Origin of the sequence: Aliarcobacter trophiarum LMG 25534, from assembly GCF_003355515.1 — a bacterium.
In the GTDB taxonomy this organism is placed as follows: Bacteria; Campylobacterota; Campylobacteria; order Campylobacterales; family Arcobacteraceae; genus Aliarcobacter; species Aliarcobacter trophiarum.
This window is the reverse complement of the sequence record NZ_CP031367.1, coordinates 801,086-822,254: the sequence shown is the minus strand read 5'-3', so window position 1 is coordinate 822,254 and position 21,169 is coordinate 801,086. Positions and strand designations below refer to the sequence as shown.

Below are 21,169 nucleotides of genomic sequence, written 5' to 3'. Positions count from 1 at the left end.
TCATCTTATTTTAACTATAATATTTCTTTATAAATAAGATTATTCTATATTTAATTGACAATAAAGAAAAAGTGTTCTAAAATTTTCAGAACAAAGGAGTTCTAATGAATAAGTATTGCAAATGGATGAAGGTAAAACTAATAGCCTTAGGAATGATTTCTATATTTTCTATAGGAGCTAGTGCAGATGGTACATATGAGACAGTTGTTTTTATAGATGGTAATTTGGAGAATGCTTCACTGTATCAAAATGTGAATTATAAAAGAACTAGTCAAAAGAGTATAGTTTTAGGTAAAGATTATAGTAAAGAGAATATAAACTATATAAGACCAGATAGCTATAAATGGGAGAAGGAGGAGTATAACTCTGAAGTACAAGATAAACTAATATTGCCAAAGACAAATAGATACTCATATCTTACAAATGTAAAAGTAAAAGATAAGTTTAAACTAGAAAGAGATGAGAAAAGTAAAAGTTGGTTGGAATGACCCCAAAAAAGTAGACAGAAATTTATTCAGTTAATTAAAATAACAATTTAGAGAAAATTGTAAACAATTGAAGGAATTAAAAATGGCAAGAAGAGAATATAGTGAAGAGTTTAGAAGAGATGCTGTAAAACAAGTTATAGAAAATGGATATGGGGTTGTTGAAACAGCTGAGAGGTTAGGTGTCCATTATGATTCTTTGAGAAACTGGATAAAAAAATACAAATCACCAGAAGCTGAAGTAGAAATAAAAAAAACTCAAGATACAACAGCTGAAATAAAAAGATTGCAAAAAGAATTAAAGAGAGTTACAGAAGAGAGGGATATTTTAAAAAAGGCCGCAGCGTACTTTGCAAACAACCCAAATTAAAGTACGCATTTATAAAGGAGTATCAAATACAGTACACAATCAGAAGAATGTGTACTGTATTGAAAGTTCATCCTAGTGGGTATTATAAATGGTTAAAACAACCTATTTCAAATTTAGAGATTGAAAATCAACAAATTTTACAAGAGATAAAAAAAGCATATAGAGAGTCAAATGGGATATATGGATATAGAAATATTCATAAAGATTTAAAGGCTTCAAATATACATGTAAATAAGAAAAGAGTTGCAAGATTAATGAAAGAAGCAAAACTTTGTGGAATAGGAAATTATAAAAGAAAACCAAAGCATAAGGCTGGTTCAATTCATAAAGCACATCCAAATCATTTAAAACAATGTTTTTTAACATATAAACCAAATGAATCTTGGGTTAGTGATATCACATATATCAGAACTTATGAAGGATGGTTATATTTAGCTACAGTTATAGATCTTTATTCAAGAAAAATAATTGGTTGGGCAACAGGACATAGACAATCAACATCTTTAATTATTAAAGCTTTGAAAAAAACAACTCACAGAATTAAAAATCATAAAGTAATTCTTCATTCAGATCAAGGTAGCCAATATAGTTCTTATGAATACCAAACATTTTTAAAGCATCATAATATTATCCCAAGTATGAGCCGTAGAGGTAATTGTTATGATAATGCAGTAGCAGAGAGTTTTTTTAAGACATTAAAAAAAGAATTAGTTAGAAAAACTATATTTCATACAAGAGCAGAAGCTAGAGATAAAATATTTGAATATATAGAAATGTTTTATAACTCAAAAAGACGACATAGTTTTTTAGATTTTATAAGTCCAAATGAATTTGAGAAAAGATACAATGATAGTGTTACTCAACCCAAGGTGTTAACTGATTAAAAAAGTGTCTACTAACTTGGGGTCATTCCAATTGCTTAGTAAAAGATGATACAATATTGCTCAAAATTTATGAAGAAGATAACAAATGAATCAATTAGAGTATGAAAAAAATATAGAAAAATTAATTTTATGGGCAAAAGCATATTATGTTTTTGATGAGCCACTTGCAAGTGATGAAGAGTATGACAAACTAGCTAGGCTCTGTTTGGAATTTGAAGAAAACAATCCAAATTTAGGAAATCCAAACTCTCCAAATAAAAGAGTTGGCGGGTATGTACTAGATAGTTTTAAAAAAGCAAATCACTTAAGTCGTATGTGGTCGCAAGAGGATATTTTTAACAAAAAAGAGTTAGAAGATTGGATAAAAAGAGCAAATAAAAATGGAGAAGTTTTTGAGTTTTTTATACAACCAAAATTTGATGGAGCTAGTTTAAATCTTATTTATGAAAATGGAAAACTAAAACAAGCAATAACAAGAGGCGATGGAACAACAGGGGAAGATGTAACACATAATGCTTTAACAATTTACTCAATTCCATTAGAAATTAGTGAAAAATCTCTTTTAGAAATAAGAGGAGAGGTAGTTATAAAAAAAGATGATTTTGAAGCTATAAATATTGATAGATTAAAAAATGGTGAAACTCCTTTTGCAAATCCAAGAAATGCAAGTGCTGGAAGTTTAAGACAACTTGACTCAAAAATTACAGCAAAAAGAAAGTTACAATTTATAGTTTGGGGAATAGGTGAAAACTCTTTAAACTTTTCAAAAACAAGTGAACTTATGGATTATATTTTTTCTCTAGGCTTTTACAAAGCTCCAATGCAAGAGCTTTGTAATACTATAGAAGATATTGAAAAAATATATACCAAAATGGTAGAAAAAAGAGATGAATTTACTATGCTTTTAGATGGAATGGTGATAAAAGTAAACAATATAGTAACTCAAAATCTTCTGGGTTTTACACAAAAATTTCCTAGATGGTCTTGTGCGTATAAGTTTCCAGCTATTGAAAAAACTACAAAACTAAAAGATATTATTTTACAAGTAGGACGTACAGGAGTTGTAACTCCTGTTGCTATTGTAGAAGCAGTTGAAATAGATGGAGCAGTTGTAGAAAGAGCAACCTTACATAATTTCGATGAAATAGCAAGGTTAGATTTAAAAATAGATGATGAGATAATAATAATAAGAAGTGGCGATGTAATTCCAAAAATAACAAAGGTTTTAAAAGATAGAAGAGTTGGAAATGAAAAAAATATAGAGAAACCAACACTTTGCCCTGATTGTAAAAGTGAGCTTTTAATCGAAGAGATTATGATTAAATGTCAAAACCTTGATTGCCCTTCAAGAGTTGTAAACTCCATAATATACTTTGCAAGTAAATCTTGCTTAAATATAGATGGTTTGGGTGAAAAAATAGTTGAACTCTTGGTAAATGAAAAGAAGATTTATGATATTTTAGATTTATACTCTTTAAAATACGAAGATTTAGAAACTCTTGAAGGATTTAAAGAGAAAAAAATAAACAACCTTTTAAATGCAATAGAAAACTCTAAACAAAGTGAACTTTATAGAGTGCTTACAGCTTTGGGAATTGAACATATTGGAGAAGTTGCATCAAAGATGATTTGTGAGAAATTTGGATTAGAATTAGTAAATATTTACTATGAAGATTTAATAAGTATAGATGGGATTGGCGAACAAATGGCAAACTCTTTTTTAGAATTTATGAGAGTAAATAAAGAGTTTGTTCTAAAACTATTTTCTATTTTAAATCCATTAGTAAAAATAAAAGAAGAGGCAAAAGATAACCCATTTAAAAATAAAACAGTAGTTATAACTGGAACTATGAGCCAAAGTAGAGATAAAATAAAAGAGTATTTAGAAAACTTAGGTGCAAAAGTTAGCTCTAGTGTATCAAAAAAAACTGATTTTTTAATCTATGGAGAAGATGCAGGAAGCAAATATGATAAGGCTTTGGAGTTAAAAGTAGAAGTTTTAAGTGAAAAAGAGATGTTAGAAAAAGTTATATAATCAATCTAATATCAATAAATAATAGTTTTGTATAATTTTAAACTATACCCTTAAAATATAGGGTTATTGAATAAGTTTAATTAGATACAATATCCAAAATATTTTGAGGTAGAAAAGATGAATGATGAGATAAAAAGAGAAAAAACTGTAACAATGACTATGTTAATGACTCCAGAAAAAGCAAATTTCTCTGGAAAAAATGTACATGGAGGAGAAATTTTAAAAATACTAGACCAAGTGGCATATGCTTGTGCCGCAAGATATAGTGGTCACTATGCTGTTACACTATCAGTAGATATGGTACTATTTAAAAATCCTGTAAAAATTGGTTCATTAGTAACATTTCATGCTTCTGTAAACTATACAGGAAGAACATCTATGGAAATAGGCATAAAAGTCATTTCAGAAGATATAAAAGACCATACTATGAAAAATACAAATGTTTGCTATTTTACTATGATTGCAGTTGATGAAGATGGAAGACCAGTACCTGTACCAAAATTAGAACTTGTAACTGAAGATGATAAAAGAAGATATAACGATGCTTTAAAAAGAAGAGAAATTAGAATGTCATCAAGACATGCTAAGGTTTAAATAAAATCATAAGAGGAAGAATCCTCTTATGATACTCAAACTGCTTTAGACTCCATAAACTCTTCATAAGTTCCTTTAAAATCTATAATAGTACCATCATCTTGAATTTCAATAATTCTATTTGCATAAGCATCTAACAACTCTCTATCATGAGATACACAAATAACAGAACCTGCATATTGGTGAAGTCCCTCTCCTAAAGCAATAATAGCTTCAAGGTCGAGATGATTTGTAGGCTCATCTAAAATCAAGAAATTTCCCTGCTCTAGCATAATTTTTGATAACATCATTCTATGTTTTTCTCCACCTGAACATGAATCAACTTTTTTCTCTTGCTCTTGACCATTAAAAAGCATTCTTCCTAAACAGTTTCTAATCTCACCAATATCAGCCTCTCTATCAAAACCTCTTAGCCAATCATATAGAGTCATATCACCATTTATAAAATCTGTTGTATTTTGTGGAAAATATGAATTTTGAATAGTTGCACCCCACAAAACTTCTCCACTATCTGCTTGTAAATTACCCATTAAAATCTCACAAAGTGTAGTCTTTCCAACTCCATTTGGTCCAATAAGTGCTATTTTATCACCTTTTTCAAGAGTAAAAGAGATATCATTTAAAATCACATTCTCAGAGTATGATTTTGAGATATTTTTTACACTTAATAGCTCTTTTCCTACCTCTCTTTTTTGTCTAAAGATAATAGATGGATCTCTTCTACTTGATACTTCAATTGCTTGAATATCTAGTTTATCAAGCTGTTTTTGTCTTGAAGTTGCTTGTTTTGCTTTTGATGCATTTGCACTAAATCTTGCAATAAACTTCTCAAGCTCCTCTTTCTCTTTTTGTTTTTTACTTACATCAGCTTGTTGTTGTTTTGCTATAAGTGTTGATGCTATATACCAATCATCATAAGTACCACTAAACTCTCTAATCTTTTTAAAATCAACATCTAAAATATTTGTACAAACTGCATTTAAAAAGTGTCTATCGTGAGAAATTACAACCATTGTTCCATCATGATGTTGTAATTGATTTTCAAGCCATCCAATAGTATCAATATCAAGGTTATTTGTAGGCTCATCTAAAAATAAAATATCTGGTTTTGGATATAAAACTTGTGCCAAAAGTATTTTAACCTTATCTCCTCCAGTTAATGTACTCATTAAATCTTGGTGAGTTGAAGCAGGAAAACCTAAATCTTCAAGAATTTTTGTAACTTTAATATCATACTCATAAGTTGGGTCTTCTTCACAACAAATAATTTCCAACTCAGCTAAACGGTTATTAACTTCATCAGTAAATTCAGGACTTAAATAAAGCTCTTCTTTCTCTTTAATTGCATCAAAAAGCTTTTTATTTCCCATTAAAACTGTATCAAAAAGTGTAAAATTCTCAAATGCGAATTGATTTTGAGATAAAACCCCAACTTTTTTCCCATTTTGTATCTGTACTTCACCTTCAGTTGCCTCTTCTTGTCCTGATAAAATCTTTAAAAATGTTGTTTTTCCAGCACCATTTGCACCTATTAATCCATATCTTTTACCACTATCAAGCTTTAAATTTATTTCAGAAAAAAGAACTCTTGCACCAAAAGCTTTTTTTAAATTAACTGTTTGAACCATATTCTAAATCTCCATTTTTATCTAATTATTTTTATTTTTTATGATTTTTTTATTTTAATTTGGCGATTATATCCAAAAAATAAGTTTTGTGGCTTAAAAGAGTTTTTATAACTCTTTTTCAAAAGCCAGTTTCATAATATCATCTTCACTTATAATATCACTATTATCTTCATTTGGTGGATTTTTTATCCATAAAACTTTTGTTTTTAATTGGTCAAGCTGATATTTTGTAAGGTTTTTAATCAGATTATCTGTTATCATCTCTTTTGTTAATGTATTTGCATTTAACATTTTTTTAATAACTTTTTCTAAATTCTTCTTTGTACTTTCAAATGCTTTCTCTTCATCTGTTAATGATATATACTCCTCATCAAGATATTTCATAACAGCATCACCTGGATATTTATATGTTGTAATCCCTTTATAATTATATTTCTGACATTTAAGCCTTGGAATATACACTCCTGTAAAAACATAACCTTGTACAGAATTTATACCTTCAAGAGTTCGTAAAGGGTTATGAGAACAGATATAGTCATCTTTTACTATTGTTGGAGAGTTTTGAAGAGATGTTATATTATTGTGAAGGATTACAAAGCTTCCTTTAACCTCTTTTGGTCCACCTCTAAGTGAAATTAGCTCATTTTTATGTGCAAAAAAGCTTCCTCCAACTCTAGTTGGGCTACCTTCTAGAGAAGTTAACTCATTTTCACTTATATCAAAATCTCCATCAACATTATTGAAATTTATTGGCAACTTTGATAAGTTTGGAAGTCTATTAGATAGTTTCACATCACCATGAACATCTACAGAGTTATCAGGTAAAATAGTTGCACCTTTAATATCAAACTTTTCAAGCCAAGATTGTATATCTTCAATATTTGTAAGAGCAACTAAAGGTCTATAAATATGAGAAATAGCCTCACTTCCTTTATATCTATAATATTGTCCCTCTTCATCAAATTTAGAAGTAATATTTAGTTTAATATCTGTTACTAAATCTCCACCTATCTCATCAGCAACTCCATCTAAATCACTTAATCTATTTGTATAGCAAAGATAATCCTCTTTTACAGATATTGGTCCACCTATTAATCTTTCAATAATATTTCCTGAACAATCAAAATATGTATCAATACTTTTTGGTCCTCCCTCTAGTGTTGAGAGACGATTATTATTACATCTAAAATGACCTTTTACTGTTCTTGGACTTGCTTTTATAGAAGTTAGCTCATTATATGAACAATCATAAAAACCCTTTACCTCTTTTGGTCCATAAGATAGATTTTTTAAATTATTATGAGAACAATCAAAATCTCCTACTTCAACTGGGCAATCAAATAGTGAAGTTAGTTTATTGTATGAACAATTAAAATCTTTCATAACAATCTTTGGACAGCCTTCAAGACTAGGTAATTCATTATTACTTATATCAAAATAACCATCTATCCTATCAAACTTTATAGGAAGTTTTTGTCCTTTTAATTTCTCGCTTAAGTTTACATTTCCTTGAACTGAAATATAAAAATCCTCTGATATGTGGTAATTACTTATACCATAATCTCTAAGCCAGTTTTCAATATCACTAACACTCAGCATCTTTTTAAGCCCTTAAATAATTTTTTTAATTTTGAAATATATTAACATTTTGTTGCTTAGTTTATAAATTCTATAATATCTTCTAGCTTCTCTCTTTGTTTAATACTTTGCTCTTTTACTCTATATCCCAAAGGTAATATTACACTAACTTGATACTTTTTCGTATCAAGATTTAAAACTTTTTCAACATCTTCTTTATCAAATCCCTCTATTGGACAACTATCAACTCCTTTAACTGCAGCTGCTGTCATCATATTTCCTAAGGCTATATAAGTTTGTCTAGAAGTCCAACTAAAAGTATTAAAATCATTTGAGAAATACTCTTTTTGATGATTCGCATATTTTATTATATAAGCATCTACCATATCTTTTGGTAAATCTCTTCTATTAAACTTTCTTCTAACTTCCCCTTCATAATCTCTAACTTCTTCTATTTTTGCTAAAACAACTACTAAATGTGAACAAGAAGTAATCTGTACTTGATCCCAACAATGAACTCTTAATTTTGCTTTTAATTCATCATTTGTAATAACCAAAAACTTCCACGGCTCTTGTCCAAAAGAAGATGGAGATTTTCGCCCTGCTTCTAAAATATAATTTAAATCTTCATTGCTTATTTTTTTTGTTTCATCAAAAATTTTACAAGCATGTCTAAAATTCATTGCTTCTTCAAATGTTTTTTCCATAATATTCTCCTTTTTTTTACTAGCTATATTTTTCAACTTATAAAAAGTTTTCTCTTAAAGTATCTTCAAATTTCACTAACTCTTTATTTAAGTCTAAATCACCTTTAAAAATATCGTGTACAGAGTAAGTTTTAAGTGGTTCAAGCCCAACAAATTGGAAAGTTTTATGAGTAGCAATATTTGCCTCATCTAAAGATAAACCATCAAAAAAGCCATCTTTATTATTAAACTCAGATTTTGGGCAGTTATATGTAATACTTAACATATATTTTTTACCTTTAAGTAATCCTCCACTTCCATATCTTTTACTTTTATCATCTCTACTTCTTCCATCATTTAAATAGTGTCTTCCTTGTGTAAAGGTCTCATCAAAATATTTCTTAACTATCCACGGAACTCCCATCCAATAAACAGGATACTGAAACAAAATAACATCTGCCCACTCGAATTTATCACACTCATCTTCTACTTCATATCCATTTTCAATATCTGTATGTTTTATTTCAAAGCCATTTTCTAAAAAAAACTTTGTTGCTCTATTTATATAACTTTGTGTCAATTCACCCTTTGCTACAGCATCGTAATATTGGTGAGCATTTACTATTAAAATTTTTTTCATTTTGTACTCCCTTTAAAATTATCTCTTTATACTAATGTATCAAAAAAAAACTTAATCTCTCTTTTTAATAATTAAAATAGATTATGATAAAGTTGCACTTTACTTATATATAATGAGGATTTTATGGAAAATATTTTATTGGTTTTGGTAGCTTTGGCTATTGGTTATATGCTAAGAGTTAGTAATATTTTAACAAAAGAGGCAAGTATTCCTTTAAACAAATTTGTTCTTTATGTATCATATCCAGCAATTGTGCTACTTCAAACTCCAAAGATACATTTTAGTTTAGATATAATAATCCCAGCTATCGTTGCATGGATTGTTATGAGTTTAAGTGCAGTTGCTATATTAATCTTATCAAAAATTTTCAACTTCTCAAGAGAGGTAACTGGAAGTTTATTGCTTGTTGCTATTTTAACAAATAGTTCATTTTTGGGAATTCCTTTACTTCAAACATATTTACCTAATAATGATTTTATGCCATATTTATTAATATATGACCAACTAGGAACCTTTTTAGCATTTGCAATATATGGAACTTTTATAGTATCTCTATATACAAGTAAAACAAAGGTTACTTTTAAGCTAATTACTTTTAAAGTTATAACTTTCCCACCATTTTTATGTTTAATTATATCACTCTTTTTTGTTGGAGTTGAGTTTCATCCAACAGTTACAAAGATTCTTGAAGCCTTTGCCCAAACAACTGTTCCTATTGCTTTAGTTGCTGCTGGATTAGGACTACAGCTAAAACTTCCAAAAGAGGAGTTAAAACCTTTTAGTGTTGCACTTTTTGTAAAACTAATTTTTGCTCCAATTATTGCAATTATTGTATGTAAAATATTTGCATTTGAGGGCTTAGCAGCAACTGTTTCAATACTTGAGGCTTCTATGGCACCTATGATAACAGCTGGTGCAATAGCTTCTATGGCTGGACTTGCTCCACGGCTTAGCTCTGCAATTGTTGGATATGGAATTTTATTCTCCTTTGTAACAAGTTATATTTTTCAAATGTTTATTTTGTAATTCATCTTAAATTAACCAAATTTTAGTAAGAATTGCAAAAAAATTTAAGGAAAAATATGTCTAGAATATTAAAAAATATAATATTTGTAACTTTATTTTTAGCTATAACTTTAAATGCTAAAGATAAAGAGGTATCAGCTAAGCAAATAGCAGAGTTTGAAAATTTAGCTCTATTTAAAAATGCTGAAATCAAAGTTGAAAAAGCTTATGATGTTGGAAGTTTATATCTTCTTTCAATAATAGTTAAAGGAAATAAAGATGAGATTTTTCTAACAAAAGACAAGAACTATCTTATCTCTGGTGCTGTTATAAATACATCAAATGGTATGCAAGTTAAAGCTCCTGTAGATTTAACTATCTTAAAAGATAAAGAAGCATTTACTTATGGAGAAGGAAAAGAAGAATTAGTTTTTTTTACAGATCCAGAATGTACATACTGTAAAAAATTCGAATCATATTTACCTCAAATAAAAGATAAAGTAAAAATTAAAGTATTTTTCTTTCCTCTAGATTTTCACCAAAATGCAAGAGATTTAAGTATTTATATAATGAGTAAGAAGACAAAAGATGAAAAAATAAATGCGATGTTTGAGTTTAATATTGGAGATGATTTAAGCAAAGTTAAAAATGCAAAATACTCAAAAAATGAGTTAGAAAGACTTGAAAAGAAATTAAATGAGCATATAGAGCTAGGTCTTAACTTAGGAGTTCAAGGAACACCAGCCCTTTTTGATAAAGATGGACACTCAGTAATTTGGGTTCAACTTTTAGAGAAATATAAAATATCTGTTAAATAGTAAAAATATATCTATTTGTATGAATGAAGTTAGCTTTAAAAATCTATCTTCATTCTATAATATCTAGGAAAATGACCTTTTAAATTCTCTTCGATATTTAAGGGAAACATCTGTTCAATTTGTGGTTTTATCTTATTGAAATATTCACTATTCCCATTTAAAAAAGTTAATTGTTCATAACTTCCATCTTTTAAAATAGTTACTCTAATATTTACAAACTCCCCTCTTTTAAAACTTGTTTTATCAAAACTTCTATCTATATTACTATAAACTTTTTTATCAAACCTATAAAAAAACTCATCAATATTCCCTATATCATTATGTGCTTCATCACTATTTTCATCTGTTTTGATCTCTTCATATACTTTTGTTTCTAAAGGTGCTTGTTCAGTCTGCTCCTCTTTTTTTTCTTCAATAGTTGTTTTTTCTTCAATAGTTGCCTTCTCTTCTAACTTCTCTTCTACTTTTTCAGAACTACTATCTTTTATCTCTTCTTGCTTTACAACTTCAATATTTGGTTCATCACTTATTTGCTCTTTAACACTTAATTCTCTTACTCTTTCATCTTGTTTTGACAATATTTCAGCCCTTTGAGAAAGATGAATATTTTTTATACTCTCCTCTTTCTTCTCCACTTGTTTTATACTACTTGTCTCATCTTCATTTGTATCTTGAAAAATTTTCTCTTTTATCTCTTCATATACTTTTTTTAAAAAACTACTTTCTGAAACAATCTCTTTTTCTTGCGTTACTATCTCAACTTTTGTCTCATTTTTTATACTTTCAAGTGATAACTCATCATCTTGTTTAAAAGCAAAAAAATAGATTAAATATAAAATAAAAAATATACTAAGTATAATCAATATATCTTCAACAAAATTTTTAGTTCTTCTTTTCATATTTCCCTCTTCAATTAATCTTTAACATAAATCTCATCAAGCAGACTATCTACGAAATAATCAGGACTAAACTCTATTAAATCATCTTGTTTTTCTCCAACACCTATATAAAAAATAGGAAGTTCTAGCTGATTTGATATAGAAAACAGTGCTCCACCTTTTGCAGTTCCATCTAGTTTTGTTACAATAATACCATCTATTCCAACGATTTCATTAAAAGCTTTTGCCTGAGCAATTGCACTATTTCCCTGTGTTCCATCCAAAATCATTAGTTTTTGATATGGTTTGTTTTCTAAAGCTTTTTCACAAACTTTTACTATTTTTTTTAACTCATTATTTAAATTTGCTTGAGTTTGAAGTCTTCCTGCTGTATCAATAATAACATTATCTATATTTCTAGCAATTGCAGAACTAATTGTATCAAAAGCTACTGCACTTGAATCATGTCCATGTTTTGTTTTTATTATTGGAACATCAAGCTTTGTTGCCCAAGAACTAAGCTGTTCTATTGCCGCAGCTCTAAAAGTATCTCCTGCTCCTAAAATTACACTTTGTCCCTCTTTTTTTAGCTTAGCAGCCAATTTAGCTATAGTTGTAGTTTTTCCAGCACCATTTACACCAATTATCAATCTTACATAAGGTTTTGGAAGGTTTGATAAATCAACCTCTGGAGCATGTTCAAAAAGCATCACTAGTCTATGTCTTAACTCTTTTCTTGAAATCATAGAAGGCAAACCATTCATAGCCTTTTCTATAATCTCATACTCAACATCAGCCTCAATTAAAATCTCTTCAATCTCATCAAAAGATATTTTCTCTTTTTTTTGAGGAACTATATTTTTTATTGAAGAGAATGTTTTGTTAAAAGCCTTTGAAAAAAAGCTCTCACTCTCTTCTATATTATCAACAACTTGTTTCTCTTTATCTTTTTTAAGAAAACTAAACATTTTTTATCCTATTTTTCTAAAAGCTTTTTAATATCTGTCTCTAACATCTCATTTGGTACTAAACCAGTATATTTTTGAATAAATGTCCCATTTTTATCAATCAAAAATATTGTGGGAATTGCTTTTATCCCACCTAATGATTTTGCAAAATCAAAAGCTTCGCTAGAGTTTGTTATATTATAGTTTACATTATATGATTTGAAGAACTCATTTAACTCTTCATTTGTTTTAAACTCTTCAAGTAAAATTCCAACTACAACAACATCATTTTTGTAGTTTTCTTGAATTTGAACTAAATTTGGAATTTCAACCTTACAAGCAGGACACCAAGTTGTAAAGAAGTTTAATAATACTATCTTATCATCTGTATCTTTCAAATTTATCTTATCTTCACTTAAAGATATATTTATTTGTGAATTATTAATTGTATTTAGAATAAATTGGTTTTCAGTACTATTTATTGTAGCTTTTTGATTTTTATCACTTTTTGAATCACAAGCAGAAAAAAATAAAATTGGTAAAATAGTTAAAATCGCTAAAGTTTTAAACTTCATTTTAATTCCTTTAGATAAAATTGTTTATTAGGTAGAGATTTTACCTAAGTGAGGCTTAAATGAATGCAAATCATAAAAGTGATTTTAGAAAAATATCTATTAAAAGATTAAATTTTGTTGCACTTTTCTCAAAATACTCAAAAAATAAAAGAGTTATTCAAAAATTAAAGAGTATTATACATACTAATGATGCAAAAAATATTTTGTTGTATATCCCTCTTGATATAGAAGTAGATATAAAACCTTTAATTAATGAGTTAAGAAGAGAAAAAAAGATAGTTTATGTACCATTTATGGAAGATGATAGTTTTAAAATAGTAAAGTACAGACTACCTCTTCATAAAAAAAAGTTTAATATAAAAGAGCCAACAAACTCTTTTTTAAAACCAAAAAAGATTGACTTAGCAGTAGTTCCTATTGTTGGAATTGATGTTTTAAACAAAAGAATCGGGTTTGGTAAAGGGATGTATGATAGATTCTTTCATAGATTGAAATACAGACCAAAAATAGTTTTTATACAACTTGAACTTTGTAAAAGTAAAGAAATTTTAAGTGATAATTACGATATTGAAGCAGATTATATAATTACGGGATAGGTTAAAATGGAGATTTTATTAATATCTGTTGCATTTGGAGCTTTTAGTTCCCTTGTTACAGTTTTTATTTCAAAGAAGATAAATAAAGCTAAGTTTGAAGTTTTCATAGAACAAGCAAAAGCAAAAGCAAGAGTTATAGAACACGAAGCAGAAGTTGCACTAAAAGATGCTCAACTAAAAGCAAAATTTGAGTGTGACAGAGAGTTCAAAAGTGCTAGAAAAGAGTATGAAAATATGCTTTTTAAGATTGAAAAGAAAGAAAAAGAGCTAAATGAGCATCTTGAAAGTGAATTAAAACTTATAAAAACTCAAAAAGAGGAGATTAGTGAAAACAATAGAAAAATTGCAATCTTAAAAGATGGTATTGAAGAGCAAAAAAGAACTTATGAACAAAAAACTCTTGAAGCAATCAAAATATTGGAAAATGCTAGTGGACTTACGAAAAGTGAAGCAAAAGAGCTTATGCTTGAAAAGGTAAAAGAGGATTCAAGAGCAGAAATTGCTTCAATCTTTAGAAAAAAATATAAATTAGCAGAGCAAAACTCAAAACAAGAGGTAAATAATATCTTATCTCAAGCAGTTACAAGGTATGCAGGAGAGTTTGCAGCAGAAAGACTTATAAATAATATTCCTTTAAATGATGAAGAGACTAAAGGGAAAATTATTGGAAAAGAGGGAAGAAATATAAAGGCTCTTGAGATGCTTCTAGGAGTTGATATAATAATAGATGACACTCCAAATACTATAACTGTTTCATCTTTTAATCTATATAGAAGAGCAGTTGCTACAAGAACTATCCAAGAACTACTAGAAGATGGCAGAATTCAACCAGCTAGAATTGAAGAGATTTACAACAAAGTAAAAGCTGAATTTGATAAAAATATACAAAAAGAAGGTGAAGATGTTATTATGGAGCTTGGAATCAAGTCAATGCATATTGAACTTATCAAGCTAGTTGGAAGATTAAGATATAGAGCCTCTTATGGTCAAAATGCATTAGCCCACACTTTAGAAGTTTCTCATTTATCTGGACTTATTGCTGCTCAAATGGGGGGAGATGCTATATTAGCTAGAAGAGCTGGTTTACTACATGATATTGGAAAAGCTTTAACACATGAAGCTCCTGGAAGCCATGTTGATTTAGGAGCAGAAATTTGTCAAAGATTTGGAGAGTGTGAAACTGTAATAAATGCAATTTATGCTCATCATGGACATGAAGAGCCAATAAATGTTGAAAGTGCTGCTGTTTGTGCTGCAGATGCATTAAGTGCTGCAAGACCAGGAGCAAGAAGGGAAGTTCTTGAAAGTTTTCTTAAAAGAGTTGAAGAGATTGAAAATATAACTACAAGTAAAATTGGAGTAACTAATGCTTATGCTATAAATGCTGGAAGAGAAGTACGAGTAATTGTAAATGCAAAACTTGTAAATGATGATGAAGCAGTGCTTTTAGCTACTCAAATAGCAAAAGAGATAGAAGAGAAAGTTCAATATCCTGGTGAGATAAAAATAAACGTGATAAGAGAGATACGTGCTGAAAGCTATGCTAGATAATCTATAAAAAAGGTAAAAAATGAACGGAGTAAAACCAACAACAAAAATAATAGCAGGTTTATATAAGGGTAAAGTTTTAAACTTACCATCTTTAGATGTTACAAGAAGTTCAAAGGCTGTTTTAAAAGAGTCTGTTTTTAATGTTTTGCAGTTTGATATTATTGATAAAATATTTATTGAAGCTTTTGCAGGAAGTGGTTCTATTGGTCTTGAAGCTATTAGTAGAGGTGCAAAAAGAGCATATTTTATAGAACTTGATAAAAACTCTTATTCAATTTTACTAAAAAACTGTAAAAATATAAATATTGAGAAATGTCAAACTATTCAAGGAAATGCCTTTGTTCAAACACCTGTAATTTTAGAATTCCTAAAAAATTCTAAAGAGGAGATTATTTTATATGTAGATCCTCCTTTTGATTTTAGAGATGGTATGGAAGATATTTATCTAAAGTCATTTAGAATGATTGAAAATATTGAAGTTGACAATATTTTTAAAATAATAGTAGAACATGAGTCAAAATTAGAAGTTCCAAAAGTTTTAGGAAAATTCTCTTTAGAAAAAACTAGAAAGTTTGGTAAAAGTTCACTATCTTACTTTAGTTATACAATTTGATGTTTAGATTTTCTTTATTTTTGCTTTTATTTGTAGCTTTATCAATGTTTATAGCTCCAATTTTTTATACAGTATCTCCATATGAATTAAATCCACAAAAAATCCTTTTGTCTCCATCTTTTGAGCATATTATGGGAACAGATAGATTAGGTCGTGATATTTTTGCTAGAGTTTTACAAGGTGGGCAAACTTCTCTTATTATAGGTTTTCTAGCATCCTCTTTTTCATCTTTTTTAGGTTTAATTATTGGAATAACTGCTGGTTATTTCAAAGGAAATATTGATAAAACTATCACTATTTTAATTGATTTATTTTTGACTTTTCCAACTTTTTTCTTACTTTTAGCTTTGGTTTCGTATATTGAAGCAAACTCTTTTGTTTTGATAATTGTAATATCAATTACTTCTTGGATGGGAATGTCAAGGATGATAAGAAGTGAAAGTTTTGCTCTTGCAAATAGACCATTTATAAAAATATTAAAACTAAGTAATGTTAGCAAAACAAAAATTATTTTAAAATATTTTGCTCCACTTTTAGCCCCTATTTTCTTAATCTCTTTCTCTTTTGGTGTTGCTGGTGCAATTTTAGCAGAATCTGGGTTATCTTTTTTAGGTCTTGGAGTAAATCCACCACAAATGAGCTGGGGAAGTCTGTTAAGTGATGGAAAAGCTGTAATAGATATTGCTTGGCATTTAAGTTTTTTTCCAGGTCTTATGATATTTATAATAACTTTTTGTTTGATACAAATAAGTGATTATCTACAAAATATAGCAAATAAAAAAGAGTTGATTAAAAATTAATAAATAGCAAAATATTGTTTAAATGGATTTATAACAAAATTTTGGTATTATCCACACCATAAATTACTAAAAATAGGAAAAAGTTATGAGTAAAAAAGATATAAAAAAAGTAGTATTAGCATATAGTGGTGGGCTTGATACATCTATTATTTTAAAATGGCTTCAAGATGAATATAATGCTGAAGTTATCACTTTTACAGCTGATTTAGGACAAGGAGAAGAGGTAGAACCTGCTAGAAAAAAAGCAATAGCATGTGGGATTAAACCTGAGAATGTTTATATTTTAGATGTTAAAGAAGAGTTTGTAAAAGATTATGTTTTCCCAATGTTTAGAGCAAATGCTATTTATGAAGGAGAGTATCTTTTAGGAACATCAATTGCTAGACCATTAATTGCAAAAAAACTAGTTGAAATTGCAAATGAAAAAGGTGCACAAGCTGTATCTCATGGAGCAACTGGAAAAGGAAATGACCAAGTTAGATTTGAGCTAGGAGCATTGGCACTTAATCCAGATTTAAAAGTAATTGCACCTTGGAGAGAGTGGGAACTTAACTCAAGAGAGAGCTTACTAGAATATGCAAGAAAACATAATATTGAAATATCTCAAAAACACCTAGACGAAAATGGAAATCCAAAAATAAGCCCATACTCTATGGATGCAAACTTACTTCATATCTCTTATGAAGGACTTCACTTAGAAAATCCAGCAAATGAGCCTGAAGAGTCAATGTGGCTTTGGACATCAAGTCCAGAAAATGCACCTGATAAACCTGAATATATTGAAATAGAGTATAAAAATGGTGACCCTATTGAATTAAATGGAGAGAAACTAACTCCTGCGAATTTACTTTTAGCTTTAAATAAACTTGGGAATAAACACGGTATTGGTAGAGTAGATATTGTTGAGAATAGATATGTTGGTATGAAAGCTCGTGGTTGTTATGAAACTCCAGGTGGAACAATTATGTTAAAAGCCCATAGAGCTATTGAGTCATTAACTCTTGATAGAGAAGCTGCTCACCTAAAAGATGAGTTAATGCCAAAATATGCAAAACTAATCTATCAAGGATATTGGTTCAGTCCAGAAAGAGAGATGCTTCAAGCAGCAATTGATGCAACTCAAAAAAATGTAGAAGGTAAAGTAAAATTAAAACTTTATAAAGGAAATGTAATGGTTGTAGGAAGAGAGTCAATTAAATCTTTATATGATGATGCATACTCTACATTTGAAAAAGATGAAGTTTATAATCAAAAAGATGCAGAAGGGTTTATTAGATTAAATGCTTTAAGACTTGTAATTGCAGGAAAAAAACAAAGATAATCGTAAGATTATAAATAATAGCTCATAAATTATTTTATGAGCTATTATACTTTAAAACTTATTGGCAACTTTCACAAAGACCGTATAATTGCATTGAATGGTCTGTAATTTTAAACTTATTAGCTTTTCCTATTTTCTCTTGTCTTTTTTCTATCTCTTCGTCAACAAATTCAACTATTTTTGCACATGAGGTACAGATTAAGTGATCATGATGTGATTTTATATTGCTCTCATACTTTTTCCCATCTACACCAAAATTAAGTGATGCTATAAGTTCAACCTCTTCTAAAAAGCTCAAAGCTCTATATACTGTTGCAATTCCAACGTTTGAGCTAGGGTAATCTTTTTTTATTTGATTATAAACCTCTTCTGCTGTTAAGTGACCATTTGCATGAAGTAATATACTTAAAACAATCTCTCTTTGCTCTGTATATTTAAGACCTTTTTGCTTAACAATTTTCTTTAACTCTTCTATAATCTCTTCATAACTACTATTTATCATAAAACACCTCTAAAAAATAAAATTCTAGTATATCTAAAGTTTTAAAAAATTTCAAACTTTTTCTATTCTTGTTGATATAAATCAACTAGTTTTAATAACCGTTATATTACAATAATCATTATCAGTATATTAAGGACTTATAGATGTCAGTAAATGATTTAGATTTAGAAAGAGTAGTTACAATAAAAGCTATAAATTGTGATGATATTTTAAGAAATAGATTATACTCTTTTGGAATAATTGCAGGAAGTCAAATTTGTGTAACAGCAAAGTCTTTAGCTAAAAAGACTATTGAAATAAAAATAAATCAATCAAAAGTTGCCCTAAGATATAGTGAAGCAATTAATATCAAAGTTGGATAAAAATGACTAATACTATAAGGGTTGCTCTTGTAGGACAACCAAATGTTGGTAAGTCTATGCTTATTAACTCTATTTCTAACTCAAGACTAAAAGTTGGTAATTTTTCAGGAGTTACTGTTGAAAAAAAAGAGGTAAATTTTAAATATAATGATTACAATATTAAAATAACTGATTTACCTGGTTCTTACTCTCTTACAAACTACTCTATAGAAGAAAAAGTTGTAAAAAACTTCTTAAACCAAGATAATTACGATATTATCATAAATATTTTAGACTCAACAAATCTTCAAAGAAACCTTCTCCTTACAAGTGAATTGCTCTCTCTTAACAAAAAAATGATTATTGTTTTAAATATGAGTGATGAAGCAAGAAAAGAGGGAATAAATATAGATAGCCAAAAACTATCATCTTTGTTAAATCAACCTTGTATAAAAACAAGTGCTAGAACAAAAGAGGGAGTTGATGAGCTATTAAAACAGATAGTAAAAACCTATAAAGAGGAAAAAACTTACTCTAATCAGTTTTTTACATCAAAAGAGCCATCTAATGATGAGATTTTAACTCAAAGATTTAATTTTGTAAAAGATTTAGTTTCTAACTGTGTAGAGATTAAAATCACCAAAGAGAAAACAGTTACAGAAAAAATAGATACCATTTTGATGAATAAATTTATTGGTCTTCCTATATTTTTATTTTTAATGTGGGGATTATTTCAACTAACATTTACATTAGGTGAAATTCCTATGGATTATATAGATAGCACTTTTTCTATGTTTGCTGATATTATTAAAGAGATAATTGGAGAAAATCAATTCTCTTCCTTAATTGCAGATGGAGTAATAGCTGGAGTTAGTGCAGTTGTTATGTTTTTACCAAATATTTTAATTTTATTTTTGGGTATCTCTTTACTTGAAGGAACTGGATATATGAGTAGAGTAGCATTTCTGCTAGATGGGATTTTCCATAAATTTGGACTTCATGGAAAATCATTTATTCCACTAGTAACTGGTTTTGGTTGCTCTGTTCCTGCTTATATGGCAGCTAGAACTTTAAAAAATGAAAGAGATAGATTATTAACTCTATTTATTATTGGTTTTATGTCTTGTGGAGCTAGACTTCCTATTTATGTACTTTTTGTGGGAGCATTTTTTGGTGTTGAGAATGCTGGAAATACTCTATTTTTAATCTATATTTGCGGTGCAATTTTAGGTTTACTTGCAGCTAAAATTCTAAGAGTTGTAATTTTTAAAGGGCAAGATGAACCATTTGTTATGGAGATGCCAAAATATAGGTTTCCTTCTTTTAAACTAATTTATAAAGAGGTTACAAATAAGGCCTTAATGTATCTTAAAAAAGCTGGGACTTTTATTTTAGCAGCTTCTATTTTAATATGGTTTATGAGTAACTACCCAAAATATCCAGATTTTGAAGATTTGATAAATCAAAAAATAGAGTTAGCAAATAGTGATGAGGCAAAGCAAGAACTACAAAATGAACTAGCTTTATACAATCTTGAAAACTCATATTTAGGAATTGTTGGAAAATTTAGTGAACCACTTTTTGCACCTTTAGGATTTGACTGGAAAATGACTGTTGCACTTGAAGCTGGATTAGCAGCTAAAGAGATTGTTGTTTCAACTCTATCTATTTTATATGGATTAGGTGAGAGCCAAAATCCAGATGAGCCAACTATAACTTTAATTGAAAAAATAAAAACAAATATACCTTTTGAAGCTGCAATCTCGTTTATAGTCTTTGTAATGATTTATCTTCCTTGCTTAGCTGCTTCTATGGTATTTGTAAAAGAGGCTGGAGGATGGAAATATCTTGGATATTTATTTGTATTTACTACATCAACGGCTTGGATAATGTCATTTATAGCATATAATATTACAAAAATAGTTGTAGCAATTTAAGCTACTTCTATTTTAATTCAAACTTTGTTGTATACTCTTTGTTGTTGTAAATAATTTTAAAATCCCATTTACCTTTTTCTCTCCCATCAAGATACCTAAAATCATAAGCAGAACTATCACCTGCTGGTATTATCATCTCTCTTGTTCTTGAAATAGTCCCATTTGGGTCAATCCAGTTTATAATCAATGTTTGATTACTTTCACTATTTAGCTCAACATCAAACTTACAAATTATAGAGTTCTCATCCTCTAAAATTAGACAATCTACATTTGGGTTATATGGTTTTTGTTCATCTGTACCTTGCGAAAAAAGCAAAGTAGAAAAAAATATAAAAATAACTAAATTTTTCATACAAATCCTTCATTTTAAATTGAGATTATAATT

General features: G+C 28.6%; 22 protein-coding genes. 13 read left to right on the top strand and 9 right to left on the bottom strand.

Annotated features, from left to right (window positions below; translation table 11 throughout):
- The first annotated feature begins 104 nt into the window (after positions 1–104).
- The 4 genes from ATR_RS04300 (at position 105) to ATR_RS04285 (ending at position 4,368) form a co-directional block, all read left to right on the top strand.
- Positions 105–488, top strand: a complete 384-nt coding sequence (locus ATR_RS04300; protein WP_115428247.1) for a hypothetical protein — start codon at positions 105–107, stop codon at positions 486–488.
- 82 nt (positions 489–570) lie between these two features.
- Positions 571–1,739, top strand: a protein-coding gene (locus ATR_RS04295; protein WP_115427524.1) for an IS3 family transposase whose coding sequence is annotated in 2 segments (ribosomal slippage) — positions 571–823 and positions 823–1,739 — 1,170 coding nt in all. Because the reading frame shifts where the segments join, the coding sequence is not laid out codon by codon here.
- A gap of 85 nt (positions 1,740–1,824) precedes the next feature.
- Positions 1,825–3,774, top strand: a complete 1,950-nt coding sequence (ligA, locus tag ATR_RS04290; protein ID WP_115428246.1) for an NAD-dependent DNA ligase LigA — start codon at positions 1,825–1,827, stop codon at positions 3,772–3,774.
- Positions 3,775–3,891: 117 nt separating this feature from the next.
- Complete coding sequence (locus ATR_RS04285) at positions 3,892–4,368, top strand: acyl-CoA thioesterase (RefSeq protein ID WP_115428245.1); 477 nt, start codon at positions 3,892–3,894, stop codon at positions 4,366–4,368.
- Between the two features lie 35 nt (positions 4,369–4,403).
- Here ATR_RS04285 and ATR_RS04280 read toward each other — a convergent pair whose 3' ends face one another.
- The 4 genes from ATR_RS04280 to ATR_RS04265 form a co-directional block, all read right to left on the bottom strand.
- A complete protein-coding gene (locus tag ATR_RS04280) occupies positions 4,404–5,996 on the bottom strand; it encodes an ABC-F family ATP-binding cassette domain-containing protein (RefSeq protein ID WP_115428244.1) in 1,593 nt (530 codons plus the stop codon).
- A gap of 105 nt (positions 5,997–6,101) precedes the next feature.
- Positions 6,102–7,595 (bottom strand): hypothetical protein, encoded by a 1,494-nt coding sequence (locus ATR_RS04275; protein ID WP_115428243.1) that lies wholly within the window; start codon positions 7,593–7,595, stop codon positions 6,102–6,104.
- Positions 7,596–7,651: 56 nt separating this feature from the next.
- Positions 7,652–8,281 (bottom strand): NAD(P)H-dependent oxidoreductase, encoded by a 630-nt coding sequence (locus ATR_RS04270; protein ID WP_115428242.1) that lies wholly within the window; start codon positions 8,279–8,281, stop codon positions 7,652–7,654.
- 37 nt (positions 8,282–8,318) lie between these two features.
- The gene (locus tag ATR_RS04265; protein ID WP_115428241.1) at positions 8,319–8,900 is read right to left on the bottom strand and encodes an NAD(P)H-dependent oxidoreductase; all 582 of its coding nucleotides are present in this window, start codon (positions 8,898–8,900) and stop codon (positions 8,319–8,321) included.
- A gap of 123 nt (positions 8,901–9,023) precedes the next feature.
- Here ATR_RS04265 and ATR_RS04260 point away from each other — a divergent pair, with 123 nt between their 5' ends.
- A complete protein-coding gene (locus ATR_RS04260) occupies positions 9,024–9,926 on the top strand; it encodes an AEC family transporter (protein ID WP_115428240.1) in 903 nt (300 codons plus the stop codon).
- A 56-nt stretch (positions 9,927–9,982) separates the two neighbouring features.
- A complete protein-coding gene (locus ATR_RS04255; protein ID WP_115428239.1) occupies positions 9,983–10,723 on the top strand; it encodes a thioredoxin fold domain-containing protein in 741 nt (246 codons plus the stop codon).
- A 35-nt stretch (positions 10,724–10,758) separates the two neighbouring features.
- Here the strand turns inward: ATR_RS04255 and ATR_RS04250 are convergent, their stop codons facing one another.
- From ATR_RS04250 to ATR_RS04240, 3 genes are read right to left on the bottom strand one after another with little or no spacing between them, the layout of a single operon-like run.
- Entirely contained in the window at positions 10,759–11,622 is an 864-nt protein-coding gene (locus ATR_RS04250) for a hypothetical protein (RefSeq protein WP_115428238.1), read from the bottom strand.
- A 14-nt stretch (positions 11,623–11,636) separates the two neighbouring features.
- Positions 11,637–12,569: a signal recognition particle-docking protein FtsY gene (gene ftsY / locus ATR_RS04245; protein ID WP_115428237.1), complete on the bottom strand. Its 933-nt coding sequence runs from the start codon at positions 12,567–12,569 to the stop codon at positions 11,637–11,639.
- An 8-nt stretch (positions 12,570–12,577) separates the two neighbouring features.
- A complete protein-coding gene (locus tag ATR_RS04240) occupies positions 12,578–13,123 on the bottom strand; it encodes a TlpA family protein disulfide reductase (RefSeq protein WP_115428236.1) in 546 nt (181 codons plus the stop codon).
- Positions 13,124–13,182: 59 nt separating this feature from the next.
- On the opposite strand from ATR_RS04240, the gene ATR_RS04235 reads away from it, so the two are divergent.
- From ATR_RS04235 to ATR_RS04215, 5 genes are all read left to right on the top strand, one after another.
- The gene (locus tag ATR_RS04235) at positions 13,183–13,719 is read left to right on the top strand and encodes a 5-formyltetrahydrofolate cyclo-ligase (RefSeq protein WP_115428235.1); all 537 of its coding nucleotides are present in this window, start codon (positions 13,183–13,185) and stop codon (positions 13,717–13,719) included.
- Between the two features lie 6 nt (positions 13,720–13,725).
- Positions 13,726–15,270 (top strand): ribonuclease Y, encoded by a 1,545-nt coding sequence (rny, locus tag ATR_RS04230; protein ID WP_115428234.1) that lies wholly within the window; start codon positions 13,726–13,728, stop codon positions 15,268–15,270.
- A gap of 19 nt (positions 15,271–15,289) precedes the next feature.
- The gene (rsmD, locus tag ATR_RS04225) at positions 15,290–15,883 is read left to right on the top strand and encodes a 16S rRNA (guanine(966)-N(2))-methyltransferase RsmD (RefSeq protein ID WP_115428233.1); all 594 of its coding nucleotides are present in this window, start codon (positions 15,290–15,292) and stop codon (positions 15,881–15,883) included.
- A complete protein-coding gene (locus tag ATR_RS04220) occupies positions 15,883–16,683 on the top strand; it encodes an ABC transporter permease (RefSeq protein ID WP_115428232.1) in 801 nt (266 codons plus the stop codon). Before rsmD ends, ATR_RS04220 begins: the two co-directional genes overlap by 1 nt.
- A gap of 85 nt (positions 16,684–16,768) precedes the next feature.
- Positions 16,769–18,004, top strand: a complete 1,236-nt coding sequence (locus tag ATR_RS04215; protein ID WP_115428231.1) for an argininosuccinate synthase — start codon at positions 16,769–16,771, stop codon at positions 18,002–18,004.
- Between the two features lie 58 nt (positions 18,005–18,062).
- On the opposite strand, the gene ATR_RS04210 is transcribed toward ATR_RS04215, so the two are convergent.
- Positions 18,063–18,506 (bottom strand): Fur family transcriptional regulator, encoded by a 444-nt coding sequence (locus tag ATR_RS04210; protein WP_115428230.1) that lies wholly within the window; start codon positions 18,504–18,506, stop codon positions 18,063–18,065.
- A gap of 143 nt (positions 18,507–18,649) precedes the next feature.
- Between ATR_RS04210 and ATR_RS04205 the strand changes: the two genes are divergently transcribed.
- Together ATR_RS04205 and feoB are read left to right on the top strand one after the other, a co-directional pair.
- A complete protein-coding gene (locus ATR_RS04205) occupies positions 18,650–18,868 on the top strand; it encodes a FeoA family protein (RefSeq protein ID WP_115428229.1) in 219 nt (72 codons plus the stop codon).
- A 2-nt stretch (positions 18,869–18,870) separates the two neighbouring features.
- A complete protein-coding gene (gene feoB, locus ATR_RS04200; protein ID WP_115428228.1) occupies positions 18,871–20,784 on the top strand; it encodes a ferrous iron transport protein B in 1,914 nt (637 codons plus the stop codon).
- 7 nt (positions 20,785–20,791) lie between these two features.
- On the opposite strand, the gene ATR_RS04195 is transcribed toward feoB, so the two are convergent.
- Positions 20,792–21,136 carry a hypothetical protein gene (locus tag ATR_RS04195; RefSeq protein ID WP_115428227.1) on the bottom strand — a complete coding sequence of 115 codons (345 nt, stop codon included), beginning with the start codon at positions 21,134–21,136 and terminating at the stop codon, positions 20,792–20,794.
- Positions 21,137–21,169 lie beyond the last annotated feature (33 nt).